The sequence below is a fragment of the Streptomyces sp. NBC_00464 genome (assembly GCF_036013915.1).
Classification (GTDB): domain Bacteria; phylum Actinomycetota; class Actinomycetes; order Streptomycetales; family Streptomycetaceae; genus Streptomyces.
Genome location: NZ_CP107899.1, coordinates 6,953,504 through 6,978,470 on the forward strand (window position 1 = coordinate 6,953,504; position 24,967 = coordinate 6,978,470).

Consider the following 24,967-nt stretch of genomic DNA (forward strand, 5'->3'; position numbering starts at 1 on the left):
CCATGAGTTTCGCTGCGCTGCGCCGACCGGCCCTCAAAGTCCTGGAACTGCTGGGCGTGCTCCTCATCGCGAGCATGGGGGTCTTCTCCCTGGTGGTCCTGCTGCCCGGTGACCCCGCCGTCGACATCCTCGGCGGCGGCCGGTCGCCCGCCGAGTACGCCGAGCTCCGCACGGAACTCGGCCTCGACCAGTCGCTGGTCACCCGCTACCTCGACTGGCTGGGCGGCGTCCTCACCGGGGACCTCGGCCAGTCCGTCGTACCGCCGCAGAGCGACGTCACCGACCGCGTCATGTCCGCCCTGCCCGTCAGCTTCGAGATCGCCGCACTCGGGCTGCTCATCGCCCTGCTGATCGCCGTGCCGCTGGCCATGTGGTCGGCGTACCGGGAGAATTCCACCGCCGACCGGATCATCGGCGCCGGCACCTTCGGGGTGCTGTCCGTGCCCAGCTTCCTGGCCGGACTGCTGCTCATCATGCTCCTCGTCAACTCGGCGGGCTGGTTTCCGCGTTCCGAATGGATCCGGCTCGGCGACGGCGACCTGCTGGGCAATCTGCACCACGCCTTCCTGCCGGCACTGACCGTGGCCCTGGCCGAACTCGCCATGTTCACAAGGGTGTTGCGCGGCGACCTGATCGTGACCCTGCGGGAGGACTACATCCTCGCCGCCCGCGCCAAGGGCATGAATCCGCTGCGCATCCTGTTCACCGACGCCCTGCGCCCCTCCTCCTTCTCCCTGGTCACCCTGCTCGGCCTCAGCCTCGGCCGGCTCATCGGCAGCACCGTCGTCGTCGAGTACCTCTTCGCGCTGCCCGGCATGGGAACCCTCGTCGTCAACGCCGCGGGGCAGGGCGACTACCCGATGGTCCAGGGCGCCGTGCTCACCATCGCCGTCATCTACGTGGTGATCAACGCCGGCATCGACCTCTCCTACGGCTACCTCGACCCGAGGACGCGACGTGTCCATATCTGACATCGCCCCGCGCACGCGGGCCGCCTTCCCACTGCCTCTGCTCACCGCCCTGACCCTCACCGTCGTCGGCCTCGTCCTGCTGGGGTTCGGCGCGACGACCCCCAGCATCGTCACGCCCGGCAAGGTGGCCCTCGCCCTCCTGGGCCTCGGCATGACGTTCGCCGGAGCCTCCAGGCTCGGAAAGCTCTGGGCCGGCCCCGGCTTCGACCTGGTGTTCTGGTTCGGCGCGGGCTGGCTGATCCTGCTCGGCCTCGCGATCCTGTTCGCCCCGTGGCTGCCTCTCGGGGAGGACCGCGATGTCGCGAGCACCGTCCTCGAACCGGCCTTCGCCACCCCGACGTTCACCGGGGCCAACCCCCTCGGCACGAACGGCTTCGGTCTCGACCTGCTCGCCCGGTCCCTGTACGGGGCGCGGTCCTCGCTGGTCATCTCGCTGTCCGCGGTCGCCGTCGGCACCGTCCTCGGCGGTGCGATCGGCATGGTGGCCGGCTACTTCCGGAAGAGCGTCGACCGGGCGGTGGGCATCGCCACCAACTCGCTGCTCGCCGTGCCCCCGCTGATCCTGCTCATCGCACTCGCCACCGTGCTGGAGCCGCATCTGCGCAATGTCGCCCTCTCGTTGGCCCTGCTCACCATCCCCGGCATGGTGCGGCTCGCCCGCGCCACCACGATGGCCTACGCCAACCGGGAGTTCGTCGTCGCGGCCCGCGCCATGGGCGCCACCCGCTCCCGGATCATGCTGCGCGAACTGCTGCCCAACGTCCTGCTCCCGCTGCTGTCCCTGGCGGTGGTGATGATCTCGGTCCTCATCGTCGCCGAGGCCTCGCTCAGCTTCCTCGGACTCGGCATCCAGCCACCCGAACCCACCTGGGGAAACATGATCGCGGAGGGGGAGGGACAGGTCTTCGAGCAGCACCCGCACATCGTGCTCGTACCCGGTGCGTTCCTCTTCCTCACCGTCTTCGCCTTCAACATCGTCGGCGAGAAGGCTCGCAGGCGCTGGGACTCCCGGAGCGTGAAACTGTGACCACCACACCGCTGCCCGACGGCACGGCACCCGCCGGCCCCGACGCGTCCGAGCTGCTGACCGCCACCGGCGTACGCACCGCCTTCCACACACCACGCGGCCCCGTGCAGGCCGTCGACGGAGTCAGCCTGTCGCTGTCCGAGGGCGAGACCCTCGGCATCGTCGGCGAGTCCGGCTCGGGCAAGTCGGTGCTCGGCCGCACCCTCATGGGCCTGATCACCGACGGCCCCGGCACCACCGTCTCCGGCACCGTCCTGCTCGGCGGCAGGGACGTCCATGCGCTGAGCCCGGCCGGCCGCAGAGCCCTGTGGGGCACCGAGGTCGCCATGGTGTTCCAGGACCCGATGACCTCCCTGAACCCGGTGAAGAAGGTCGGCACGCACCTGTCCGAGAGCGTCCGCGCCCACCTCGGTCTGAGCCGTGCCGAGGCCCGGGAACGCGCCGTCGAGCTGCTCCGCCAGGTCGGCATCCCCGAACCTGCCCGGCGGGCCCGCCAGTACCCGCACGAGCTCTCCGGCGGAATGCGCCAGCGCGTCGTCATCGCGATGGCCCTGGCCTGCGGTCCGCGCCTGCTCATCGCCGACGAGCCGACCACCGCGCTCGACGTCACCGTGCAGAAGCAGATCCTGGACCTCCTCCAGTCGCTCGCCCGCGACCTGAGGATGGCGACTATCCTGATCAGCCACGACCTCGCCACCGTCGCCGGCCGCACGGACCGGGTCGCGGTCATGTACGCGGGCCGCCTCGTCGAGTACGCGCCCACCGAGGCCGTGTTCGAACGCCCCCGGCACCCGTACAGCAGCGCCCTGATCGCCTCGATCCCGCGCCTGGACCTGCCCCCGCACACGCTGCTGCCCACCATCGAGGGCCGCCCGCCCAACCTGCTCCACCCGCCCCCCGGCTGCCGGTTCGCCCCGCGCTGCGGGATGGCCACCGACCACTGCACCACCGAGCCGCCCCCGCTCACCGGATACGACGGCGACCGCGACGCGGGCGGCCTCGTCGCCTGCCACCACCCCCTGGGCGCCGTCGAGGAGGCCGCCGTATGACGACCACCCGCACCACCGAACGGGACCCGCTGCGGCCCGCACTGAGCGCGGAGAACCTCGTGGTGGAGTTCCCGGCCGGCGGCGGCCGCAAGGTACACGCCGTCTCCGGTGTCGGCCTGGAGGTCGCGGCAGGCGAAACCCTGGGCATCCTGGGCGAGTCCGGCTGCGGCAAGTCCACCGTCGGCCGCTCCCTGATCCAGCTGCCGCCCCCGGACTCGGGGACCGTACGCCTCGGCGAGGTGACCCTCACCGGCCTCGCCCCCGCGGAACTGCGCCGGGCCCGCGCCCGGATGCAGATCATCATGCAGGACCCGGTCTCCGCCCTGAACCCGCGCCGCAAGGTCAAGGACCTGGTGTGGGAGGGGCTGTCGATCTGGGGGAGCGGCGACGACCCCCGCGACAAGGACACCCGGATCGACGCGGCCCTGCGCGACGTCGGCCTCGACCCGGCGACCGTGCGCGACCGCAGGCCGCACGAACTCTCCGGCGGCCAGTGCCAGCGGGTCTGCATCGCCCGCGCCCTGCTCCTGGACCCCGAGGTGCTGATCTGCGACGAACCCGTCTCCAGCCTCGACGTGTCCGTGCAGGCGCAGATCCTCAACCTTCTGGAGACGGCGACGCAGCGGCGCGGACTGAGCATGGTCTTCATCGCCCACGACGTGTCCGTGGTGAAGAACATCAGCGACCGCGTCATGGTCATGTACCTCGGCAAGGTCTGCGAGGTACTGCCCTCCGACGGAATGCAGCACGAGGCCGTCCACCCCTACACACGGCTGCTGCTCGCCTCGCTCCCCGAGGCCCAGCGCGGCCCCGGCACCGTCGGGGACCCGGCCGCCGCCGGTGCCGCCGCCGAGCTCCCGTCGCCCCTCGACCCGCCGTCGGGCTGCCGCTTCCGCACCCGTTGCCCGCTGGCCACCGACCTGTGCTCCGAGGCGGAGCCACCGCTCAGGGACATCCGGCCCGGCCACCGGGTCGCCTGCCACCACGTCGAACCGAAAAGGAACCACGCGTGACCCCCACCGAGACACCCGACGTCCTGTCCCCCGCCCAGCTGGGCCCGCTCAAGCTCCGTAACCGCGTCATCAAGGCGGCGACCTACGAGGGGCTCAGCCACAAGTCCCTGGTGACCCAGGACCTCGTCGACTTCCACGTCGCCTACGCGCGAGGAGGCGTCGGCATGACGACCGTCGCCTACTGCGCCGTATCGAAGGAAGGGCGGACCGACCGGCACCAGATCCACTGGACCGACGAGGCGATGCCGGGACTGCGCGTACTCACCGACGCCGTGCACGCCGAGGGCGCCGCGATCTCCGCGCAGATCGGCCACGGCGGGCCCGTCGCCAACCCCAAGGGCAACGGCGCCCCCGCCCTCTCCCCGTCCCGGCATTTCCACGCCACCACCATCAGCTGGGCGCAGGAGGCGTCCATCGACGACCTCCGGCGCATCACCGAGGCGCACGCCGAGGCCGCCCGCCGCGCCATCGACGCGGGGTTCGACGCAGTGGAGGTCCACCTGGGCCACAACTACCTGGCCAGCTCCTTCCTCAGCCCCAAGATCAACCACCGCACCGACCGGTACGGCGGCAGCCTGGAGAACCGGGCCAGGTTCGCCCGGGAGATCATGCGGGCCGTCCACGACGCGGTCGCCGGCAGGATCGCCGTCATCGCCAAGATGAACATGGACGACGGCGTCCCCGGCGGCTTCTGGCTCGACGAGGCCATCCCCGTGGCGCAGTGGCTCGAACAGGACGGCACCGTCGACGCCCTGGAGATGACCGCGGGCAGCTCGCTCCTCAACCCGATGTACCTCTTCAAGGGCGACGCCCCGCTCAAGGACTTCGCCGCGATCATGCCGCAGCCGATCAAGCTCGGCGTGAAGCTGGTCGGCAAGCGCCTCCTGCACAGCTACCCCTACCGGGACGCCTACCTCCTGGAGGACGCCCGCCAGATCCGTGCCGCCGTGAAGCTCCCGATGATCCTGCTCGGCGGCATCACCGACAAGCCGGCCATGGACCTCGCCATGCGCGAGGGATTCGAGTACGTGGCCATGGCCAGGTCCCTGCTGCGCGAGCCCGACCTCGTGAACCGGATCCGGGAGGACGCCACCACCCCGTCCCTGTGCATCCACTGCAACAAGTGCATGCCGACCAACTTCACCGGTACCCGCTGCGTACTCGTCGACCGGGGCACCACCCGCCGCGAGACGTGGGGCAAGCCCGCAGGGTACGTGGCGTGAGTGCCCCGGACGCCGTCGCCACGGCCGCCGCGGTCCGAAGCGGCGAGACCGACGCCCGTACCGTCACCGAGCAGGCGATCGCCCGCATCGAGAAGCACAACCCACGCCTCAACGCCGTGGTCCACAGCCGGTTCGAGGCGGCGCTGGCCGAGGTGGCGGCCGGCCTGCCGCAGGGCCCGCTGCACGGCGTCCCGGTGCTGGTCAAGGACCTCGGCACCGAGGTCGATGGTCTGCCGGCGACGGGCGGCAGCCGTCTCTTCGCCGACGCCACCGCCCGGCGCGACAGTGAACTGGTGGCCCGCTACCGGCGTGCCGGAGCCGTCGTCCTCGGCACCACCAACACCGCCGAACTGGGCCTCAACGCCTCGACGGAACCGGTCCTCTTCGGCCCCACCCGCAACCCCTGGAACACCGCCCGCTCAACGGGTGGCTCCAGCGGCGGCTCGGCGGCCGCCGTGGCGGCCGGAATGGTGCCGGTCGCCCACGCCAGCGACGGCGGCGGCTCGATCCGCATCCCGGCCGCCGCCTGCGGACTCTTCGGCCTCAAGCCCAGCCGGGGACGCGTCTCGCCGGCACCCCGCCCCACCACCCTGTCGGGCCTGGCCTCGGGCCACCACGCCGTCACCACGACCGTCCGGGACAGCGCCCTGCTCCTCGACGTCGTCGCCGGCCCCCTGCCCGGGGACGCGTACGCCGCTCCGGCCCCGGCCGCCCCCTTCGCCGAACTGGCCCGCCGCGACCCCGGGCGCCTGCGGATCGGCCTGATCACCGCACTCCCGGAAGGCCCGGACGTCCACCCGGACTGCGAACGGGCGACACGCGCCGCGGCCCTCCTGTGCGAACGGCTCGGCCACGACGTCGTCGAGACCACCGCCCGCTACCGCCCCGCCGATGTCGGCCGCACCTCCGGAGTCCTGATGGGCGCCGACCTCGTCGCCCAGATCGAGGCCCGGCTGGACCGGCTCGCCAGGCCCCTGGCCGACGACGACATCGAGCCCTTCACCCGGGTCGTGTACGACACCTACCGCGCCCTGCCCGCCGCCGACGTCAGCCGGGCGCTGCGCCGCGTACAGGAGATCGGCTGGGAGGTCGGTGCGGCGTTCGGCGAGTTCGACGTCCTGCTCAGTCCCACCCTGGCCCAGCCCACTCCGCTGCTCGGCACCCTCGACACCACGGCCCCGGAGTCGATCTACCGGCACGCGTCCGTCTACTCCGCCTTCACCAGCGTGTACAACATCACCGGGATGCCGGCCATGTCCGTCCCCTTCGGCCACGACAGCGAAGGCCTGCCCCTGGGCGTCCAGTTCGCCGCGCCTCTCGGCGGCGAGGGCACGCTGCTCACGCTCGCGGCCCAGCTGGAACGGGAGGCGCCTTGGGGGACGCCGCCCGGCGGGTGAGCCTCAGGCCGCCATGGCATCGGGTGAACGCTGTACGGCCCTGCCCCCGGTCCGTCGATCTGCGGGATGTGGTGCCGTATAGCCTGGCGAAATGCTCACCGAAGTCACCGCGACCCGCTACGTCACGCCCTTGCGTGAGGGCGGTTCGCTCCCCGGGATCGTCGAGGCCGACGACTCGGGTACGTACGTCATGAAATTCACCGGGGCCGGACAGGGCCGCAAGACGCTTGTCGCGGAGGTGATCTGCGGGCAGCTCGGGCGGCGGCTCGGACTGCGCGTCCCCGATCTCGTACAGATCGAGCTGGACCCGGTGATCGGCCTCGCCGAGCCCGACCAGGAGGTGCAGGAGCTGCTCAAGGCCAGCGGTGGGCTGAACCTCGGGATGGACTTCCTTCCCGGCTCCCTCGGGTTCGACTCGCTGGCCTATCAGGTGGACCCGCGCGAGGCAGGACGCGTCGTCTGGTTCGACGCGCTGATCAACAACGTCGACCGGTCCTGGCGCAATCCCAACATGCTGATCTGGCACGGCGACCTGTGGCTCATCGACCACGGCGCCACCATGATCTGGCACCACAACTGGCCGGGTGCCCAAACGTCCGCCGCCAAGCCGTACAACGCGTCCGACCACGCGCTGGCGCCCTTCGGGCCCGACATCGCGGCAGCCGCCGCCGAGCTGGCCCCGCTGGTCACCGAGGAACTGCTCACCGAGGTCGCGGCCGACGTCCCCGACGAGTGGCTGGTGGACGAGCCGGGCTTCGATTCGACGGACGAGCTGCGCCGCGCCTATGTGGCGGCGCTGCTGCCGCGCGCCGCCACCATTCACGAGCGGATCACCCTGGACGCGCCGACCGCGTCCAAGCCCTCCCAGGCCCCGGGCTGGCTCAGCGAACGCCTCGCCCCGCGGCACGACAAGCAGAACAGCGACAAGGGCGGCCGGCCGTGAGCAAGCGCGATGTCTTCGAGTACGCCCTGCTGCGCGTGGTGCCACGGGTCCAGCGCGGCGAGTTCTTCAACGCCGGTGTGGTGGTCTACTGCCGCGCCAAGGGGTTCGTCGCCGCCCGTACCGAGCTCGACGAGGCCAAGCTCCGGGCCCTGGACCCCCGCGCCGACGTGACCGGGGTGCGGGCCGCCCTGCACGCCGTGGAGGGCGTCTGCCGCGGCGGTACGGACGCGGGCCAGGCGGCCGGTGACGATGCGGGGCGGCGGTTCCGGTGGCTGATCGCGCCGCGCTCGACCGTCATCCAGCCGAGCCCCGTGCACAGCGGCCTCACCACCGACCCCGCCGCCGAGGTCGAGCGGCTGCTGGACCTGCTGGTGCGCTGACCGCACCTCTTCGCCGCCCCCTCCGGCGCCGCCTTCGCACGGTGCGCGGGCGGCGCCGTCCGGTGTGACATGCGCCGCTGCGTCCGTGGGCCGTTGACACCGGGTGCCAGGGCTTCTAGCGTCTCGTCTGCTGAAGGTACTAAGCGGTTGCTCAGTTATCGGGGGCGTTCTCGCGGGAATGTGTCCGACGTCCGCTGAGCCGCGATCCAAGGGCGAGGAGAGCCAAGCATGTCCACCACCGAGCAGCGCGTAGCCATCGTGACGGGAGCCGCACGGGGCATCGGTGCCGCCACCGCGGTACGCCTGGCGGCCGAGGGCCGCGCCGTCGCCGTACTCGACCTCGACGAGGCGGCCTGCAAGGACACCGTCGAGAAGATCACCGCCGCCGGCGGCCGGGCCCTCGCCGTCGGCTGCGACGTGTCGGACAGCGCTCAGGTGGAGGCCGCCGTCGCGCGGGTCGCCGCCGAGCTCGGTGCCCCGACGATCCTCGTCAACAACGCGGGCGTGCTCCGCGACAACCTGCTCTTCAAGATGAGCGAGTCCGACTGGGACATCGTGATGAACGTGCACCTCAAGGGTGCGTTCCTGATGGCCAAGGCCGTCCAGAAGCACATGGTGGACGCCAAGTTCGGCCGGATCGTCTCGCTGTCCTCCTCCTCGGCCCTCGGCAACCGCGGCCAGGCCAACTACGCCGCGGTCAAGGCGGGTCTGCAGGGCTTCACCAAGACCCTGGCCAAGGAGCTCGGCAAGTTCGGCATCACCGCCAACGCCGTCGCGCCCGGCTTCATCGTCACCGAGATGACCGCGCAGACTGCGGAGCGCGTCGGCATGGGCTTCGAGGAGTTCCAGGCCGCCGCCGCCACCCAGATCCCGGTGCAGCGTGTCGGCTTCCCCGAGGACATCGCCAACGCCATCGCCTTCTTCTCGGGTGACGACGCCGGCTTCGTCTCGGGCCAGGTCATGTACGTCGCCGGCGGACCGCTCAACTGACCCGAAGGGCTACGGACATCATGACTGTGCAGGACAGTGGCAAGGTCGCGCTGATCACCGGTGCGAGCCGGGGCATCGGTTACGGCATCGCCGAGGCGCTCGTCGCCCGCGGCGACCGGGTGTGCATCACCGGACGCGGCGAGGACGCGCTGAAGGAGGCCGTCGAGGCGCTCGGTTCCGACCGGGTCATCGCCGTGGCCGGCAAGGCGCACGACGAGGCGCACCAGGCGATCGCCGTCGAGCGCACGATGGAGGCGTTCGGCCGGGTCGACTTCCTGGTCAACAACGCCGGTACGAACCCGGTCTTCGGGCCGATCGCCGAGCTCGACCTCAACGTGGCCCGCAAGGTCTTCGAGACGAACGTGATCTCGGCGCTCGGCTTCGCCCAGCAGACCTGGAAGGCCTGGCAGAAGGAGAACGGCGGGGCGATCGTCAACATCGCCTCCGTCGCGGGTGTCTCCGCCTCGCCCTTCATCGGCGCATACGGCATGAGCAAGGCGGCCATGGTCAATCTGACCCTGCAGCTCGCGCACGAGTTCGCGCCGGTCGTCCGGGTCAACTCGATCGCACCCGCGGTCGTGAAGACGAAGTTCGCGCAGGCGCTGTACGAGGGCCGGGAGGCGGAGGCGGCCGCTGCCTACCCGCTCGGGCGGCTCGGCGTTCCGGCGGACATCGGCGGGGCCGCGGCCTTCCTCACGTCGAGCCAGTCCGACTGGATCACCGGGCAGACCCTCGTCGTCGACGGCGGGATTTTCCTGAATGCCGGCGTGGGCTGAGAACGGCCTGGGCCGGTTTGGCCCTGATTGACTCAAGTGCCCCGCCGGGCCAGCGGATTGACCTGGTGGGGCACTGCGGTATGGTCTGCCGACCCATGGCTGATCGAGGAGCGTGCGCGTGTTCTACCGGGCCAGTCTGCAGGCTGCTGCAGCCCTTGCTTCCCTGTCTCTGCTGGCCGGTTGCGGTCTGCTTCCCGGCGGTGGTTCGGACGTGGAACAGAAGCTGGCGGTCGGGACCACCAGCTCTCCGTCCACACTCGACCCCGCCGCCGCTTGGGACAACTCCTGGGAGCTGATGCGCAATGTGTTCCAGACCCTGGTGAGCTTCCCCACCGGCAGTACGAGCCCCGAGCCCGACGCCGCGGACAACTGCAGGTTCACCGACCTGACCAGCACCGCCTACCGCTGCGAACTCCGCAAGGGGCTGAAGTTCTCCAACGGGGAGACGCTCGACGCCGAGGCCGTGAAGTACTCCATCGACCGGATCAGGTCGATCGGGGTCAAGGGCGGCCCCATCGGGATGCTGGGCTCGCTCGACCGGGTGGAGACCAAGGGCGACGACGTCGTCATCTTCCATCTGGTCAAGCCCGACGCCACGTTCCCGTTCGTGCTGGCCACCCCGGCCATGTCGCTGGTGGCGCCCGGCGAGTACTCGAAGCACAAGGTCCGCGACGACGGCAAGGTGACCGGGTCCGGCCCCTATCTGCTGGACGCGTACAAGCCGGGGGACCGCTCCGAGCTGGTGAAGAACCCCCACTACAAGGGCTTCGCCGACCGCAAGAACGACGCGGTGACCATTCGGTACTTCAAGGAGTCCGCCGCCCTGGTCCCGGCCCTCAGGAAGGGCGAGATAGACGCCACCTACCGCGGGCTGTCCGCCGAGGACGTCGTCGCCCTGGAGGACAGCAAGGACAAGGACAGCGATCTCCAGATCATCGAGAGTGTCGGCGCCGACATCCGCTTCCTGGTCTTCAACCCGAAGGACCCGGCCGCCGGGAACCCCGCTGTCCGCCGCGCGATAGCGCAGCTCGTGGACCGTGACGCCCTGGTGGCAAAGGTCTACCGGGGCACCGCGGAGCCGCTTTACTCCATGATCCCCAAGGGCATCGCGGCGCACACGACCAGCTTCTTCGACACGTTCGGCGACCCGGACAAGAAGAAGGCCAGGAAGATTCTCACCGACGCGGGCATCACCAAGCCGGTCGAGATGACGTTCTGGTTCACGACCGACCGCTACGGATCGTCGACGGCACCCGAGTTCGCCGAGCTCAAGCGCCAGCTGGAGGCTTCCGGGCTGTTCAGGATCACCCTGAAGAGCAAGCCCTGGACGACCTTCCAGGAGGGCTTCAAGAAGGGCGATTTCCCCGTCTTCGGGCGAGGCTGGTTCCCGGACTTCCCCGACCCCGACAACTTCATCGCCCCGTTCGTGGGCAAGGAAAGCGTCACCGGCATGCCCTACCTGAAGAACGAGATCACGACGGAGCTGCTGCCCCAGTCCCGCAAGGAGAGCGACCGCGGCGCGGTCAGCAAGCAGTTCGAACGCGCCCAGGAGATCCTGGTCGGCGACGTCCGGATGCTGCCGCTGTGGCAGGGCAAGCTCTACGTTGCCGCGGGCGAGGACATCGGCGGCGGCGAGCGTGCGCTGGACCCGCAGACGGTCATGCAGATGTGGGAGCTGTACCGCAAGGCCAGCTGGTAGCGGTCCCCAGGGCCTCGCGGAGGGCTCCCCGGAGTCGTTGTCAGTGGCCCCCGGTAGGTTCTGAGGTCTGGAACCGATTGCTTACCGGAGGTTGTTGACGTGACCGACACCTACCCGCTGCCCGAATCCTGGCGCGGCGTCCTCGGCGAGGAGCTTGAGAGCCCCTATTTCAGGGAGCTCACCGAATTCGTCGAGAAGGAGCGGGCCGACGGGCCGGTCTATCCGCCCCGGGAGCAGGTGTTCGCGGCTCTGGAGGCGACTCCGTACGACAAGGTGAAGGTCCTGGTCCTCGGCCAGGACCCGTACCACGGCGAGGGCCAGGGGCACGGCCTGTGCTTCTCCGTGCGGCCGGGCGTGAAGACGCCGCCCTCCCTGCGCAACATCTACAAGGAGATGAAGGAGGAGCTCGGCCTGCCGGTCCCGGACAACGGGTATCTGATGCCGTGGGCCGAGCAGGGTGTGCTCCTTCTCAACGCGGTGCTGACGGTGCGCGCGGGCGAGGCCAACTCCCACAAGGGCAAGGGCTGGGAGAAGGTCACCGACGCCGTGATCCGCGCCGTCTCCGCCCGGCCCGACCCGGTGGTCTTCGTGCTCTGGGGCAACTACGCACAGAAGAAGCTTCCGCTGATCGACGAGGAGCGCCATGTGGTGGTGAAGGGTGCGCACCCCTCGCCGCTCTCGGCGAAGAAGTTCTTCGGCTCGCGTCCGTTCACCCAGATCAACGAGGCGGTCGCGGCGCAGGGGCACCAGCCCATCGACTGGCGCATCCCCGACCTGGGCTGAGGGCGCGCCCGAGCCTGAGTGCGAATGTCCGTTGCGGCGGCTAGCGTCGAACCGGCTGTAACCGGAGGGAACCAGCAGGAACTGTCAGGTTCCGTCGGGATTCAACCGGAGCAGCCGAAAAGCGATCGGCCGGGCGTGGGCGGACAGGTGCGAGGGAGACCGCAGTGACGGAGCAGCAGGAGGCGTCGCCGGACGTCGTCATGACCAGAATCGGCCAGGCGATCATGTTGCTCCACGGCGGTGACCGGGAGGAGGCCCGCAACCGCTTCGGCGCGCTCTGGACGGAGACCGCCGAGAGCGGTGACGCGTTGCACCGGGTCACCCTCGCGCATTACATGGCCGACACCCAGGACGACCCCGGCGACGAACTGGCGTGGGATCTGCGGGCGCTCACCGCCGCGGAGGCGCTGACGGCAGGGCGTGCGGCGCAGCACCGGGACGCGCTCGCGGTGCGCGCCTTCTATCCCTCGCTGCACCTCAACCTCGCGGCGGACTATGTGAAGCTCCGGCGTCCGGCCGCCGCCCGGATCCATCTGGACCGGGCCCGGGAAGCCTCGGGCGTCCTCGCGGAGGACGGTGCGGATGACGGGTACGGAGGAGGCGTCCGGGCCGCCATCGGCCGGCTGGAGCGGCGGTTGCGGGAGCTCTGACCACCGGCCGGCGGTTTGCGCCGGTGCGGGGGAGCGCGGAAGCCGGTGGCCGCCCGGGTGGGCCACCGGCTTCCCTGCGCCGGCTGTCCGGCCGCGTCAGCGGCCGTAGGTGTCGTCGCAGATTCGCGACTGCGGGCTGCCCGCGGGCCAGTGCCCGTACCCCCGTCCGAGCGCACACACGTCTGCCCCGGTCACCGGCTCCGGCAGAGCCGGGGCGGGGACGGGCGGAGCGGCCGGGCGTGGCTGCGGGCGGGCGTGGCCGGGGCGCTGCTGCTGCGGGGGCCGTGGCCCGTCGCGCCGGGCTGCCGGGGGCGCCGGGGCTTCCCGGCGGGAGGCCGAGGCCGAGGGCTTCGGGTCCGGCAGCGCCTCCAGCGTGTCGCGTACCGGAGGCCGGCCGATCTGCGGGTCCAGCTCCTGGGCGGGCCGGCTGCTCTCCGGGCGTGTCGGCGCGCTCGGCTGCGGTTGTACGGACACACACCCGGACAGGGCCGTGACAGCCACGCCGACCAGGAGACTCACGGTGGTTCTGGTTCGATGCACCTGATCAACTCTGGGGTGCGGACCGGCCGTCGGGCGAGCAGGGAAGCCCGGATTGGCTCGCACGAGTGACCCGGTCAGTATGACGCCCCGCGTGTCGCCGGTCTCCGCCACCCCGCCCGGCCGTGCTCGTCAACCGTCGCCCAGCATCCCGCGGAGCAGTTCGCCGAAGCCGGTGCGCAGCTCCGCCTCGGTCGGGACGGAGCGGTGGTAGGAGCCCGCCGCGCAGGAGAACATCAGCCCCTCGCACCAGGCCACCAGGGACAAGGCGTGCCGTTCCGGCTCCGGCGATCCGGCCGCCGTCATCAGTGCTTCCAGCGGTTCGCGGAACTGTCGTCCCGTCGCGTCGTAGAACGCACGCAGTTCGGGTCTGCGGGTGGCCTCCAGGGCGAGTTCGTACCGGCAGATGAGCAGGTCGGGGTGGCGGGTCAGATAGCGGTGGAGGGCCAGCGCGAGACCTGCGATCAGGGCGTCGGGTCCGGGGGGTGCGGCCGCACCGGACGAATCGCCCGGCGCGGCCGCTCCGGTGGCGGGCTCAGCTGCCGCTCCGGCGGCTCCCGGGGACCGGTCCGTTGTCGCGCCCGGTGCCGGAAGGTCTCCCGGGGCGAGGACCCGTGCCTCGCGTTCGGCCAGCCGTCGCACCGTCGCCTCCAGCAGGGACTGCCGGGTGCGGGCGTAATTGGATGTCGACCCCTGGGGGAGGCCCGCGCGCTCGTCCACCGCGCGGTGGGTCAGTCCCCGCATGCCGCGCTCGGCGAGGAGCGCGAGTGCGGCGTCGGTGATGAGCGCGGTCCGGGAGGAACCGGCGGCGGTGCGTGTGGCCATGGGATCAACCTACCGCTTTCACTACACCTGTAGTAGCTTGGTCGTGTCACTACAGGTGTAGTCCTGAGAGATTGGGAGGAGCCATGGACGCTCCGCGCGCGGTTGTCATCGGCAGCGGAATCGGTGGTCTCACCGCAGCGGTGGCGCTGCACCGTTCCGGCTGGCAGGTCACGGTCCTGGAACGGGCCGGTTCCCTGGAGCCCGTCGGCGCCGGCATCGGCCTCGCTCCCAACGCCCAGCGCGCGGTCGACGTCATCGGGCTCGGCGACGAGATCAGGTCCCTGGCCGCCTGGCAGGGTGAGGGAGGCCTGCGCAGCCCGGACGGCCGCTGGCTCTCCCGGACGGACAACGCCGCCGCGGCCGAACGGTTCGGCGGCCCGCTCGTCCTGGTCCACCGCGCCACCCTGATCGACCGCATCGCCGCCGGGCTGCCCGAATCCGCCATCCGCGCCAACTGCCCCGCGTACCTCGTGGACCCGGGCGTCGCAGGGGGCAGGCGCGCCATGGTCCGGACGTCGGACGGGACGATCGAGGCGGATCTCGTCGTCGGCGCCGACGGCATCCACTCCGCGGTACGCGGAGCCCTCTTCCCCGACCACCCCGGACCCTCCTACGCCGGACTCACCACCTGGCGCGTCGTCGTCCCCGCATCCCCCGAACCCTTCGCCCCGCACGAACCTGGGGCCGCGGCGCCCTCTGGGGCACCCAGCCGCTCAAGGACGGCCGCATCTACGCGTACGCCGCGGCCGCCGCGCCGGCCGGGGAGCGCGCCGACGACGAACGGGCGGAACTGCTGCGCCGCTTCGGCGACTGGCACACCCCGGTCCCGGAGATCATCGCCGCCACCCGGCCCGACGGCGTCCTGCGCAACGACGTGTACCAGATGACCCGACCGCTGCCCGCCTTCCACCGGGGGCGCACGGTCCTTGTGGGGGACTCCGCCCACGCGATGGCGCCCACCCTGGGCCAGGGCGGAAACCAGGCGATCGAGGACGGGATCGTGCTCGCCCACCACGTGGCGCCGGGCGGGGACCTCGGCGCGGGTCTGGCCGGGTACACCGCCGACCGGCTGCCGCGGACCACCGCCGTCGTCCGCAAGGCCGCACAGATCACCCGGCTGGTGCGGCTGAGCTCCGCCCCGGCCGTCGCCGTACGGGACTTCATGATGTCCACGGTCTCCCGGCTCGGGCCGGGGCTCGTCCTGCGCACCTTCGACGGCATCGCCGACTGGCGGCCACCGCAGCACACGTATGCTGCCGGGACGAAGGACGCGCCTGCCCGGCCGCGGTCGGCCTCCACGGAGGAGGACCGCGACGTGCGACGCTGAACAGCGAGAAGGAGACCCTGTGAAGGTCGGCTGCATCGGGCTCGGCGACATCGCGCAGAAGGCGTACCTGCCGGTACTCACCACCCTGCCGGGAGTCGAACTGCATCTGCAGACCCGCACCCCCGCCACCCTGGCCTCGGTCGCCGCCGCCCACCGCATCCCGGCCGGGCAGTGCCACACCGACCTCGACTCGCTGCTCGCCCAGGGCCTGGACGCGGCGTTCGTGCACGCCCCGACCGCCGTGCACCCGGAGATCACCGGCCGGCTGCTCGAAGCGGGCGTCCCCACCTACGTCGACAAGCCGCTGGCCTACGAACTCGCCGAGTCGGAACGGCTGGTGGAGCTCGCCGAGGCACGCGGTGTCACGCTGGCCGTCGGCTTCAACCGACGGACGGCGCCCGGCTACGCGCAGTGCCTCGAGCACCCGCGCGAGCTGATCCTCATGCAGAAGAACCGGGTCGGGCTGCCCGAGGAGCCGAGGACCATGGTCCTCGACGACTTCATCCACGTGGTCGACACGCTGCGCTTCCTGGCGCCCGGACCCGTCGAGCACACCCTCGTCCGGGCCAGGATCCGCGACGGCCTGATGCACCACGTCGTGCTCCAGTTGTCCGGGGACGGCTTCACCGCCATCGGGGCGATGAACCGGCTCAGCGGCTCGACCGAGGAACGGCTGGAGATCTCGGGCCAGGACTCCAAGCGCGAAGTGCTCAACCTCGCCGAGGTGATCGACCACAAGGGCCAGCCGAGCGTGCGACGGCGCGGCGACTGGGTGCCGGTGGCCCGGCAGCGCGGCATCGAGCAGAGCGTCCTGTCGTTTCTGGACGCCGTCCGGGCCGGAAAGACGCTGAGCGCCCGGGACGCCCTCCAGACACATGAACTGTGCGAGCGCGTCCTGCGGGACCTCGACTGCGCCTAGCCAGCACCCGCCGCCGGTGCCGTTGACGGCTCCGGATGCGTGCGGACCGGCGCCGATGCAGGCTGGATGGACCGCCGGCCCGTGGAGGTGACCTGGTGAAGCCCCACCGCGAGCCACCGGGCTGGGGTGCGCTCCAGCCCCCTCCCGGCTACTACTCGGCCGACGGGCGCCCGCCCGACACCATGCAGCGTGCCCTGATCCTGGACTGGGCGGTCAATCAGCGGATCGCGAGCGGCTGGCGCGTGGAATCCCGCTCCGAGACCCAGGTCGTCATGGTCAGGGGCCGGCCGCTGAACCATGTGCTGCACGCCGTCCTGACGGCCCTCACCTGCTTCCTCTGGGGCGCGGTGTGGCTGGTTCTCGGCGTGACCAACAAGGTCGAACGGGTCGCGCTCACCGTCGACGCCATGGGAGACATCGTCACGGTGCACGGACCGGGCCGCACCGCCGCCGCCTGAGACCCGGACTCACCGCGGTCCCATGGCAGCCCGGTCACCCGGACGCATCGCGGTCCCACGGCCCGGCCACGGTGGCTCACCGCGGTCCCACGGCCCGGCCACCGTGACTCACTCCGGCGCGGACTCTGCCGGGGATTCCCCGGTCGTACGGGCGGAGCCCACCGACCCCGCACCACATGCCGCAACCGCTGCGGCCGCACCCGCCGGCTCCGCCCGGTCGCGCCTGCGCACGGAACGTACGCCTTCGAAGGCGCCGAAGGCGGCCAGCACACCCAGCGCGCCGTACAGCGGCCAGTCGCCCAGCCGCACATACAGCGTCGTGCCCCGGGCCAGCGGCACGCCGTACACCGCCGCCCCGCTCGTGTCCGTACCGAGCGGAGCCCCGACGCGCTGCCCCTGCGGGCCGTACACCGCACTGACGCCCGTGAGCGTGGCGTGCACCATCGGGCGGCCGTTCTCGGCGGCCCGCAGCGCACCCAGCGAGGCGTGCTGGCCGGGTGCCCAGCCGTGCTGGAAGGACGACGTGGACGACTGGGCGACCAGCAGCCGGGCGCCGTCACGGGTCAGCCGCCGGCTCATGTCGGGGAACGCGGACTCGAAGCAGACGAGCGGACCGATACGCAGGCCGTGCGCGCCGGGCAGCGTCATCGTCACCGGACCCGTGCCGCGCAGGCGGTCCTCGCCCGCCGCCTTGCCCATCGAGGTGGCCCACCCGAGCGCCGAGCGGGCCGGGACGTACTCGCCGAAGGGAACCAGACGCATCTTGTCGTAGCGGTCCCCGGTCAGCCCCTGCGGACCCACCAGCACAGCGCTCTTGAAGATCCCGGTCCGGCCCGACGCATCGGTCTGTCGGGCATCCACGTTCACCAGCACGTCCGCACCCACCAGGCGCGACAGCGCGGCGATCCGGGCGGTGACATCGGGCCGCCTCGCCGGATCGACGCCGACGCTGCTCTCACCCCACACGACCAGGTCGAGGTCCCGGCCCGCCAGTGAGCGCGTCAGCTCCTCACTGCGCGCCAACCGGCGCTGCACGCTGCCGGGCCCCTCGACGACGCCGGGCTGCACGACGGCGATCCGCGCCGTCCCGGTCCGCTCGGGCTGCGGCGCCCACACCCACACCGATCCCACGGCCACGGCGGCCACCACGAGTGTCACGACAGCCATCGCGCGGGCGGCAGGGCGCGTGAGCAGCAGGACGAGGGCCGTGTTCACCGCGACCACGAGCAGGCTCACCAGCCAGACCCCGCCCACCGACGCCAGCCGGAGCGCCGGCGGCACCTGCCACTGGCTCGCGCCGAGGAGCCCCCAGGGGCCGCCGAGACCCTCCCAGGAGCGGACCGTCTCGATCATCAGCCAGCCGCACGGAACCACGACCACAGCCACCACGACCTTGCCGCCGGAGACCGGTCCGCGCAGAAGCCGGCTGACCAGCAGCCCCCAGGGGGCCCACAGCAGACCGAGCAGGGCCGCCAGCACCACGATGAACACATGCAGGCTCGGCATCAGCCAGTGGTGCACCGCCAGCATGTAGCCCGTTCCGCCGAGCCAGCCGTCGAGCGCCGCCCTGCGCCCCGTACCGGCGGACCGGATCAGCAGCAGCAACGGGACCAGGGCGACGTACGCGAACCACCACAGCCCCGGCGCGGGGAACGCGAGCGCGGGCAGCGCGCCGGCCAGGAGCGCGGCGCATCCGCGTCCCAGGGCCGAGCCGAGTATCCGTTCGCCCCGCTCGCGCCCCACGGCCCCGCTCGGCATGCCGCGCCTCCTCGTCCTGCCAGGTGGCAGGCATCATCCTTGAATCCGTTCGCCCTGTTGTCCCCCAGTGTGGGGCAGCCGAAGCGAGCCGGGGCGGATCACCTGGCGGTGAGGACGTCCGACAGGCTCCGCCACTTCTCGTGGACCGTCACGCCCTGGATCCGCCAGCCGTCGTCGGTACGGAGCAGCTCGAAGGCGTACCGCCCGCCGGAGACGAAGTTGGGTGCGGTCGGACGGTCCGCCGAGCCCGGGTCCCCGTCCGGTCCGCTCACGAGCCGCATCGGGTTCATGTAGTCGGCCTGCACCCGGGCCCGGTCGCCCGGATAGCCGCCGAGGTCCTGAAGGTCCAGGCGGCGGTTGACGATCAGGTGCTGCCGTACGGGGAAGAGCAGCATGGTTTCGGAGAGCCACTGCGCCACCTCGGCGGCGGGACCCTCGATGCCGCCGGCGGTGCGGTAGTCGGCGCGCCCCTCCGTGGTGAACAGGGCCCGGTAGTCCGGCCACGCGCCGTCGTCCACCGCCACCGCGTAGCCGGTGATCACTGCATCGATGGAGAGCCGGTCCATCACGGTCGAGAGATCCACGCGCTGCGTCATCGGGTCAGTGTGGGCCCACGGACGTCAGGGGCCAAGTGCCGTGCACCCGCGGCGGGCCGGGAAAGGCGGGAACCGGCCGCCGAAGGGCCCGGCGGCCGGGGACCACGAGGCAGTTCAGCAGGGCACCACGGCCACCGGACCGAGCGCGTGCGTGAGCGTCGTCTGCGCCACCGGGGAGAGACCGAGCCCGAGGGATTCGCCGCCCTTGCGCCGGCCGATGACCGTCAGGGCCGCGGTCGCGGACGCGGTCACCAAGGTGCGCGACGCGGAGCCGTTGACGGGCTCCTTCACGACCTCCACCTGCGGATACTTCTCGCGCCGGCCCGCTGTCAGCTCGGCGAGGGACCGCTCGGCCGCGTCGGCCGCCGCATCCCGGTCGAAGACGGGGCCGCCGGAGAGCATCGACGAGAACATCGTCCAGCCGTGCACGATCCGCAGCCGCGCACCGGGACGGGCCGCCGCCGTCTCGAAGGCGAACTCCAGCACCGCCTCACTGCTCTCGTCCGCGGCCACCCCCGCGACGACGTCCCGGAAGGAATCCTGGAGGCTCTCGTCCGGCTCCTCGTCCGCCCGCCCGCCGTTGATGACAACCACGGGACACTTGGCCATCGAGGCGGTCGCCAGGCTGTTGGAGCCCAGCATCAGGGAGCGGAACCCGCCCAGTCCGCGTGAGCCGACCACCACCAGCGACGCATCACGACTGAGCGAGACGAGCGCTGCCGAAGGGAAGTCGAGCGGTGCGAGCGTCGTGGCCCGCAGCCCGGGCGCGATCCGGTTCACGCGACGCACGGACTGGGCAAGCAGCTCCTGCGCCTCGCGCTCCTGGGCCTCCTGGCCGGTACGCCTGGTCAGCAGCCGGACGTGCACGACCACCAGGGGAAGCCCCCGCCCGGCCGCCTCACGGGCCGCCCAGTCCAGCGCGTCGCGGCTGTGCGTGGACCCGTCGACTGCGGCGATCACGGGAAGCTCTGTACTGGTCATGCGTACCTCCTGAAGTGAGGTGGTGCGTCCTTCGGGCCGGTACGTCCGCGTGGCGCGCGGCAGCGCCCCGGCCTGCCGGGCCCTGCCCCGTACGCTACGGCCGGTCGGCTGCCGCTGCCCGGCCGGGTCGCCCGGCGGGAGGCGTCGCCTGGGGACCGGCACGGCGGACCGGCCAGGACCGTTGTCCTCGTCGGCCGGTGCGCCTGCACCTATGCTCGCGGGATGGAGCAGAGCGAAGTCGTGAAACGTGTGATCGGCATCCTCACCGAAGCGGGCGAGATGCGCCGCCTCTTGGAGGAGAACCCGGACCGTGACGACCCCAGCACCGATTCGACCGTGGTGACCGCGCTTCTCAACGAGACGATGCCACGGATCGCGATTCCCGAGGACGCCACGATCGAGGACGTGGTGGCCCTGGTCGGACGGGAGGTCGGCGGCGCGGTGGAGCAACTCGTCGGTGCGTTCACCCTGGCGTTCGCGATGCTGGCGCAGGTCCACGACTCCGGGCAGACGGATGTGTCGTCCGCCGACGTCCTCCAGGACCTCGCCCTGCGGGCCGAGCAGTTCGGTTCCGAGGGGCCGGGAGGCCCGGGGGAGACGGAGGCGTAGGAAGGCGGGAGGGCCGGACGCCATACTCGGCGTCATGCGCATCGACTTCGACCCCGGGGCCACCGACACCGGCACGTTCTACCGACTGCTCACCGCCGTGGTCGTGCCCCGGCCCATCGCGTGGATCTCCACCGTCACCCCCGACGGCGAGACGGCCAATCTGGCCCCCCACTCCTTCTTCACGATTGCCTGCGTCAGCCCGCCCGTCGTGCAGTTCACCTCGGTGGGGCGCAAGGACACGCTGCTCAACATCGAGGCGACGGGCTCCTTCGTGGTGAACTTCGCCCCGGAGCACCTCTTCGAGCAGATCAACGCCACAGCGACCGACTTCCCGCGCGGCATCAGCGAGTTCGAGGCCGTGGGCGTCGAGCAGGAACCCAGCCTGCGGGTGAAGCCGCCGCGCGTGGCGGGCTCGCCGGTCGCGCTGGAATGCGAACTGCACAGCACGGTCCTGCTCGGCGACTCCACCGTCGTGTTCGGCCGTGTGGTGCATGCCGCGGTCGACGAGGACGTCATGACGGACGGCCACCCGGAGGTCACCGCGCTGCGCCCGCTGACCCGGCTCGGCAAGGACGAATGGGGAACGTTCGGAGGCGTACGGGAGATCTCCCGCGTCCCGTACACCCGCTGGCAGGAGGACCGCGAGGCACGCTGACGCGGCTGTGCAGGCGAATGACGAGCGGACCGGGCGACGGTGCCGACCGCCGGAGCTGGGACAACGGATACTCTCAGCATGCCTCGTCGGATACCGGTGCCCTGGTGGGTGTGGGACCGGGACGGTGCCTTACCCCGTCGCCGCCGCGGTCCGAGGACCGGACGGCGCCCCGGGGCCCCCAGAAGCAACTGCGAAATAACAGGAGACCCGATGGCTGATACCCCGCCCCGCCAGGTTCAGCGGCGCTCGGACGAGAGCGCGGCGGGCTCGGCGTCCGAGGCCCCGGGCCGTGTCGAGGCCGTGCCGACACCGCGCTACCAGGGGCTGTTCGTCGAACCCGATCTTCCGCCCTTCGTCGAGACCGAGTGACACCACCCGCGCCGAGGCCCGCGCTGCCCCCGTACCCGCTTTTGCGGAGACGGGGGCAGCGCGGCGTCCGGGGCCGGACAGCGTTGAAGGCGCGGACGGACCGTCTGCCGGGGCGGTCGCCGCTCAGGCTGCTGCGAAGTCGTGGGCGGCAGCGCCCTGCCACTCGACGAGGGACGGGGTGTCGAGGGCACGTGCCGGGTCCGCCATGCCTGCGTCGGCGAGGAACACGATGACATCGTGATCGCTGTGGGCGAGCCCGAGCCTCTCTTCGCGGCCGGCCAGGTGCACGGTGACGAGCCGCGCGCCGGACGGTGTGGGTCGGTGGATCACAATCGGGGGAGTAGCCATATGTCCAGCCTGGCCCCATGCGCACGTGCCCGCATCCGGTTCGGCTGTGGCAGGGGCGCGCGGGCGGGGAAACGGGGGCCCCGGACCCGGGGAACGAACTCGTCAGCCGGCGGACTCGCGTGCCTACGGCTCGGGACCATCGGCCGTCATCCGCCGGTCCGAGATGCTGCGGAGACTCCGGCGTGCAGTGAGTCAGCGTTTGATGCGGCTACGCATGGCGAGGACGGCAAGGGCGAGCAGCACGGGCTCGGTGAAGCGGCTGACCATCTCCGTGTACGTGCCCCAGGTGGTGAGGTCCTGGCCGCTGGCACGGAACACAACGGAGTTCAGCACCACCTGCACGGCCTTGTCGGCGCGTTCCCCGGTGAACCGCTCACCGGCAGGCAACGTCAGCCGGGGGTCTTCCTTGTCCACTGTCAACGTCACCTGCCCGCCACCGGCGGGGACAGCACCCGTGGCGACCTGCTGGGGTGAGGAGTCAGGCAGACCGAGACCCATCATGAGCACGATGGTGGCCGCCACAGCGGCGAGCAGCCAGCCGAGCGCTCGCGAGGCACGCAAGCCGTATCCGGAGAGCAGCCAGTACCCCCACAGCAGGAACCGTTCGCCGGCGGGGGTGTCGACGTGGTCGTGTCGGCGCATCTCCATCTCGCCGTAGTAGAAGTCGGCAGCGCCCGGTTCGTTCTTGCCGTCCTCGAACGCCTTGCGCAGCTGCCGGTAGAGAGCGGCCACGTCCTCCGGGTCGGGGGTGAGGGCCGGGTCGGGGTGGTGCGGACCGGGGCGCCAGACCCGAGGAGAGGGCTGCTGCTGCGCCGGAAGGGCGGGTTGGCCGGCCGTCTGCGCGCGCCAGTGGTGCTCCTCGGCCAGGGTGCGCCGGCTGCTCCACCGGTGTGGCCATATGAGGTGGCGGCGGTGCAGGCCGGTGGGGGTGGAAGCGAAGGTGCAGCGGCCTTCCAGCCGCAGCTGGTCCAGATGGAACGCCCCGGCGAACAGGCAACCGACCAGGTCGATGTCGCTGAGAACCAGGTGCGCGGCATCCACCCCGCGCACCGAAGTCACCCGCACTCCCGGCGGGCCTGCCAGGAGGTGTTCCACCACCGCCGTACCGGATTCGGTGACGAACGGGGCTGGATGGGCGGTGACCGAGACGGGGAAATGCGGCACCGCATGACTGAGGTCCACGCTCGCGTACCGCAGGCGCAAGGTCGCTGTGGACTCCCAGCGCGTCCGCTCGCAGTCCAGCTTCCGTGCAGCGAGCTCCAGCGTCACGGGAACCTCGAAGACCGCCCCCGACAGGTCGAGCGTCCCCGCGCACACCACCGGTCCGAAGCGAGGCAGTTCGGAGAACCGGGCAGCCGGGAAGAGCGCGTTGCCGGAGAACTGGTTGTTCATGAAGGAGGTACTGCTGGAGAACTGTGCCGCGTCGAAGTGGGCGTCGCCGGTGAACTGCGCGTCGTCGAACCAGGTGTAACCGGTGAACTGTGCTTCGTGGAAGTGGGAGTCTCCGGAGAATCGCGTCCCATTGAAACGAGCGACGCCGGAGAATTGCGAGGCACTGAAATGCGAAGTTCCAGTGAAATGTGCGTAGTCGAACGAGGTGGCGCCGGAAAACTGTGCTGCGTCGAACCTGGCGGCACCGGAGAACTGTGCACTGATGAAGCTGACCTCCCCGGATGTGATCACCTTTTGGAAGTCTGCAGTGCCGCAGAATTCAACCGAGTCGAACTTGCAGTTGTGGGAGAAATGCGCCTTGGTGAAATCGCCGTCGCTGAGGAATGTTGTCTCGTGGAACCAGGCGTTGCTTGCAAAGTGAGTCCCGGAGAATGAGGCTTTGCCAGAGAACCGCACCTCGTCGAGAATGGCTGTATCGGAGAACTGCGCGTCAACGAATGAGGAGGCCGTGAGGAATTTTGCTCCGTGGAATGTGGAATCGCCCGAGAACTCTGCCCTGTCGAACAGGGTTTCACCGGAGAACTGTGCCCTGGTGAAGTAGGCGCCGCCGGCTAGCCGGGCGTCGCTGAACCAGATACTGCCGGAGAGCTGCGTCTCGTAGAACGAGATGCCGCCGGAGACCTGGACCCGATGGAAATTCGCACCTTCGGCAATATGTGCACGATCAAAATTTGCGCTGCCGGTGATCTGTGCTTTGTTGAAGTCGGTTCCTGCGGCGAATTGGGCCTGGCTGAAAATGGCGCCGCTGCGGAACTTCGCCCCGACGAAGTCGGCAAGTGCGGAGAAGTGCGCATCGTTGAACCGGGCGACATCGGCGAACTGCGCCCCCCGGAAGTCCGCGTTGCCGAAGCGAGGTCTCTCGGCTGCGGGGTCGTAGAGAGCTTCGCGAAGGGCATCGAGGAGGGATTCGGTGAACGGCGTGTCCCGGTGGTCGATGTCGTCGCCGGGGGTCAGCCCCGCGAGGTAGGCGTCGCGACCGGCGTCGGCGATGTGCGCCAGGCATCTGGTCTGCCCCGGAACCAGGGTGCCGGAGCAGCCCGCGAATCCGGCGTTGAGGTTTACGGCGTAGCCGCAGATCTGCCCCGGTGACGGGGCTGGGGCAGGGGTTGGCGTGGGGCTCATGGCGGCAACTCCCGAGGCGCATCGACTCATGACAGGAGGGACTGTCCGGCCGTCGAGCCCCCGAGTGGCGCAGCCTAGGAGCGCGTCTCGGTAACCGGCAACCCGCCTGC

General features: G+C 71.0%; 25 protein-coding genes and 1 pseudogene. 19 read left to right on the top strand and 7 right to left on the bottom strand.

Annotated features, from left to right (window positions below; translation table 11 throughout):
* Positions 1-2: 2 nt before the first annotated feature.
* From OG912_RS31230 to OG912_RS31290, 13 genes are all read left to right on the top strand, one after another.
* Positions 3-971 carry an ABC transporter permease gene (locus OG912_RS31230; RefSeq protein ID WP_326734919.1) on the top strand — a complete coding sequence of 323 codons (969 nt, stop codon included), beginning with the start codon at positions 3-5 and terminating at the stop codon, positions 969-971.
* The gene (locus OG912_RS31235; protein ID WP_327712231.1) at positions 958-1,998 is read left to right on the top strand and encodes an ABC transporter permease; all 1,041 of its coding nucleotides are present in this window, start codon (positions 958-960) and stop codon (positions 1,996-1,998) included. The genes OG912_RS31230 and OG912_RS31235 overlap by 14 nt, the downstream gene beginning before the upstream one ends.
* Complete coding sequence (locus OG912_RS31240; RefSeq protein WP_327712232.1) at positions 1,995-3,047, top strand: ABC transporter ATP-binding protein; 1,053 nt, start codon at positions 1,995-1,997, stop codon at positions 3,045-3,047. Before OG912_RS31235 ends, OG912_RS31240 begins: the two co-directional genes overlap by 4 nt.
* Complete coding sequence (locus tag OG912_RS31245; RefSeq protein ID WP_327712233.1) at positions 3,044-4,060, top strand: ABC transporter ATP-binding protein; 1,017 nt, start codon at positions 3,044-3,046, stop codon at positions 4,058-4,060. The genes OG912_RS31240 and OG912_RS31245 overlap by 4 nt, the downstream gene beginning before the upstream one ends.
* A complete protein-coding gene (locus tag OG912_RS31250; protein WP_327712234.1) occupies positions 4,057-5,283 on the top strand; it encodes an NADH:flavin oxidoreductase in 1,227 nt (408 codons plus the stop codon). Before OG912_RS31245 ends, OG912_RS31250 begins: the two co-directional genes overlap by 4 nt.
* A complete protein-coding gene (locus tag OG912_RS31255; RefSeq protein WP_327712235.1) occupies positions 5,280-6,680 on the top strand; it encodes an amidase in 1,401 nt (466 codons plus the stop codon). Before OG912_RS31250 ends, OG912_RS31255 begins: the two co-directional genes overlap by 4 nt.
* A 91-nt stretch (positions 6,681-6,771) precedes the next feature.
* Positions 6,772-7,623 (top strand): HipA family kinase, encoded by an 852-nt coding sequence (locus OG912_RS31260; protein ID WP_327712236.1) that lies wholly within the window; start codon positions 6,772-6,774, stop codon positions 7,621-7,623.
* Complete coding sequence (locus OG912_RS31265) at positions 7,620-8,003, top strand: DUF3037 domain-containing protein (protein WP_327712237.1); 384 nt, start codon at positions 7,620-7,622, stop codon at positions 8,001-8,003. The genes OG912_RS31260 and OG912_RS31265 overlap by 4 nt, the downstream gene beginning before the upstream one ends.
* A 228-nt stretch (positions 8,004-8,231) precedes the next feature.
* Positions 8,232-8,993, top strand: coding sequence for a 3-oxoacyl-ACP reductase FabG (gene fabG, locus OG912_RS31270; RefSeq protein ID WP_219567929.1), 762 nt, complete (start codon positions 8,232-8,234; stop codon positions 8,991-8,993).
* Between the two features lie 20 nt (positions 8,994-9,013).
* On the top strand, positions 9,014-9,769 hold the full coding sequence (locus OG912_RS31275) for an SDR family oxidoreductase (RefSeq protein WP_327712239.1): 756 nt from the start codon (positions 9,014-9,016) through the stop codon (positions 9,767-9,769).
* Positions 9,770-9,887: 118 nt separating this feature from the next.
* Complete coding sequence (locus tag OG912_RS31280; RefSeq protein WP_327712240.1) at positions 9,888-11,468, top strand: ABC transporter substrate-binding protein; 1,581 nt, start codon at positions 9,888-9,890, stop codon at positions 11,466-11,468.
* Positions 11,469-11,567: 99 nt separating this feature from the next.
* A complete protein-coding gene (locus tag OG912_RS31285) occupies positions 11,568-12,251 on the top strand; it encodes a uracil-DNA glycosylase (protein WP_326734899.1) in 684 nt (227 codons plus the stop codon).
* Between the two features lie 164 nt (positions 12,252-12,415).
* Positions 12,416-12,901: a hypothetical protein gene (locus OG912_RS31290; RefSeq protein WP_327712241.1), complete on the top strand. Its 486-nt coding sequence runs from the start codon at positions 12,416-12,418 to the stop codon at positions 12,899-12,901.
* A gap of 96 nt (positions 12,902-12,997) precedes the next feature.
* On the opposite strand, the gene OG912_RS31295 is transcribed toward OG912_RS31290, so the two are convergent.
* A complete protein-coding gene (locus OG912_RS31295; protein WP_327712242.1) occupies positions 12,998-13,441 on the bottom strand; it encodes a hypothetical protein in 444 nt (147 codons plus the stop codon).
* Between the two features lie 129 nt (positions 13,442-13,570).
* On the bottom strand, positions 13,571-14,263 hold the full coding sequence (locus OG912_RS31300; protein WP_327712243.1) for a TetR/AcrR family transcriptional regulator: 693 nt from the start codon (positions 14,261-14,263) through the stop codon (positions 13,571-13,573).
* An 83-nt stretch (positions 14,264-14,346) separates the two neighbouring features.
* Here OG912_RS31300 and OG912_RS31305 point away from each other — a divergent pair.
* The 3 genes and pseudogenes from OG912_RS31305 to OG912_RS31315 all read left to right on the top strand — a co-directional run bounded on the left by OG912_RS31305 (position 14,347) and on the right by OG912_RS31315 (position 16,967).
* Positions 14,347-15,590: pseudogene (locus OG912_RS31305) on the top strand (FAD-dependent monooxygenase).
* 19 nt (positions 15,591-15,609) lie between these two features.
* The gene (locus tag OG912_RS31310) at positions 15,610-16,509 is read left to right on the top strand and encodes a Gfo/Idh/MocA family protein (protein WP_327712244.1); all 900 of its coding nucleotides are present in this window, start codon (positions 15,610-15,612) and stop codon (positions 16,507-16,509) included.
* A 95-nt stretch (positions 16,510-16,604) separates the two neighbouring features.
* A complete protein-coding gene (locus OG912_RS31315; protein WP_327712245.1) occupies positions 16,605-16,967 on the top strand; it encodes a hypothetical protein in 363 nt (120 codons plus the stop codon).
* 108 nt (positions 16,968-17,075) lie between these two features.
* Here OG912_RS31315 and lnt read toward each other — a convergent pair whose 3' ends face one another.
* The 3 genes from lnt to OG912_RS31330 all read right to left on the bottom strand — a co-directional run bounded on the left by lnt (position 17,076) and on the right by OG912_RS31330 (position 20,302).
* Positions 17,076-18,725 (bottom strand): apolipoprotein N-acyltransferase, encoded by a 1,650-nt coding sequence (gene lnt / locus OG912_RS31320; RefSeq protein WP_327712246.1) that lies wholly within the window; start codon positions 18,723-18,725, stop codon positions 17,076-17,078.
* A 98-nt stretch (positions 18,726-18,823) separates the two neighbouring features.
* Positions 18,824-19,321: a nuclear transport factor 2 family protein gene (locus OG912_RS31325; protein WP_327712248.1), complete on the bottom strand. Its 498-nt coding sequence runs from the start codon at positions 19,319-19,321 to the stop codon at positions 18,824-18,826.
* Between the two features lie 114 nt (positions 19,322-19,435).
* Entirely contained in the window at positions 19,436-20,302 is an 867-nt protein-coding gene (locus OG912_RS31330) for a universal stress protein (RefSeq protein WP_327712249.1), read from the bottom strand.
* A gap of 222 nt (positions 20,303-20,524) precedes the next feature.
* Between OG912_RS31330 and OG912_RS31335 the strand changes: the two genes are divergently transcribed.
* From OG912_RS31335 to OG912_RS31345, 3 genes are all read left to right on the top strand, one after another.
* Complete coding sequence (locus tag OG912_RS31335) at positions 20,525-20,911, top strand: hypothetical protein (protein WP_327712250.1); 387 nt, start codon at positions 20,525-20,527, stop codon at positions 20,909-20,911.
* Positions 20,912-20,945: 34 nt separating this feature from the next.
* Complete coding sequence (locus tag OG912_RS31340; protein WP_326734888.1) at positions 20,946-21,566, top strand: flavin reductase family protein; 621 nt, start codon at positions 20,946-20,948, stop codon at positions 21,564-21,566.
* Positions 21,567-21,776: 210 nt separating this feature from the next.
* Positions 21,777-21,935 (top strand): hypothetical protein, encoded by a 159-nt coding sequence (locus OG912_RS31345; protein WP_326734887.1) that lies wholly within the window; start codon positions 21,777-21,779, stop codon positions 21,933-21,935.
* A 123-nt stretch (positions 21,936-22,058) separates the two neighbouring features.
* On the opposite strand, the gene OG912_RS31350 is transcribed toward OG912_RS31345, so the two are convergent.
* Positions 22,059-22,283, bottom strand: a complete 225-nt coding sequence (locus OG912_RS31350; RefSeq protein WP_326734886.1) for a hypothetical protein — start codon at positions 22,281-22,283, stop codon at positions 22,059-22,061.
* A gap of 192 nt (positions 22,284-22,475) precedes the next feature.
* Positions 22,476-24,857, bottom strand: a complete 2,382-nt coding sequence (locus tag OG912_RS31355; protein ID WP_327712251.1) for a pentapeptide repeat-containing protein — start codon at positions 24,855-24,857, stop codon at positions 22,476-22,478.
* Positions 24,858-24,967: the final 110 nt, after the last annotated feature.

Excerpts from the sequence above, each read along its gene's own strand:
- OG912_RS31230 (WP_326734919.1), top strand. The coding sequence starts at position 3 with ATGAGTTTCGCTGCGCTGCGCCGACCGGCCCTCAAAGTCCTGGAACTG.
- OG912_RS31245 (WP_327712233.1), top strand. The coding sequence starts at position 3,044 with ATGACGACCACCCGCACCACCGAACGGGACCCGCTGCGGCCCGCACTG.
- OG912_RS31260 (WP_327712236.1), top strand. The coding sequence starts at position 6,772 with ATGCTCACCGAAGTCACCGCGACCCGCTACGTCACGCCCTTGCGTGAG.
- fabG (WP_219567929.1), top strand. The coding sequence starts at position 8,232 with ATGTCCACCACCGAGCAGCGCGTAGCCATCGTGACGGGAGCCGCACGG.
- OG912_RS31275 (WP_327712239.1), top strand. The coding sequence starts at position 9,014 with ATGACTGTGCAGGACAGTGGCAAGGTCGCGCTGATCACCGGTGCGAGC.
- OG912_RS31300 (WP_327712243.1), bottom strand. The coding sequence starts at position 14,263 with ATGGCCACACGCACCGCCGCCGGTTCCTCCCGGACCGCGCTCATCACC.
- lnt (WP_327712246.1), bottom strand. The coding sequence starts at position 18,725 with ATGCCGAGCGGGGCCGTGGGGCGCGAGCGGGGCGAACGGATACTCGGC.
- OG912_RS31325 (WP_327712248.1), bottom strand. The coding sequence starts at position 19,321 with ATGACGCAGCGCGTGGATCTCTCGACCGTGATGGACCGGCTCTCCATC.
- OG912_RS31330 (WP_327712249.1), bottom strand. The coding sequence starts at position 20,302 with ATGACCAGTACAGAGCTTCCCGTGATCGCCGCAGTCGACGGGTCCACG.
- OG912_RS31335 (WP_327712250.1), top strand. The coding sequence starts at position 20,525 with ATGGAGCAGAGCGAAGTCGTGAAACGTGTGATCGGCATCCTCACCGAA.
- OG912_RS31340 (WP_326734888.1), top strand. The coding sequence starts at position 20,946 with ATGCGCATCGACTTCGACCCCGGGGCCACCGACACCGGCACGTTCTAC.
- OG912_RS31345 (WP_326734887.1), top strand. The coding sequence starts at position 21,777 with ATGGCTGATACCCCGCCCCGCCAGGTTCAGCGGCGCTCGGACGAGAGC.
- OG912_RS31350 (WP_326734886.1), bottom strand. The coding sequence starts at position 22,283 with ATGGCTACTCCCCCGATTGTGATCCACCGACCCACACCGTCCGGCGCG.
- OG912_RS31355 (WP_327712251.1), bottom strand. The coding sequence starts at position 24,857 with ATGAGCCCCACGCCAACCCCTGCCCCAGCCCCGTCACCGGGGCAGATC.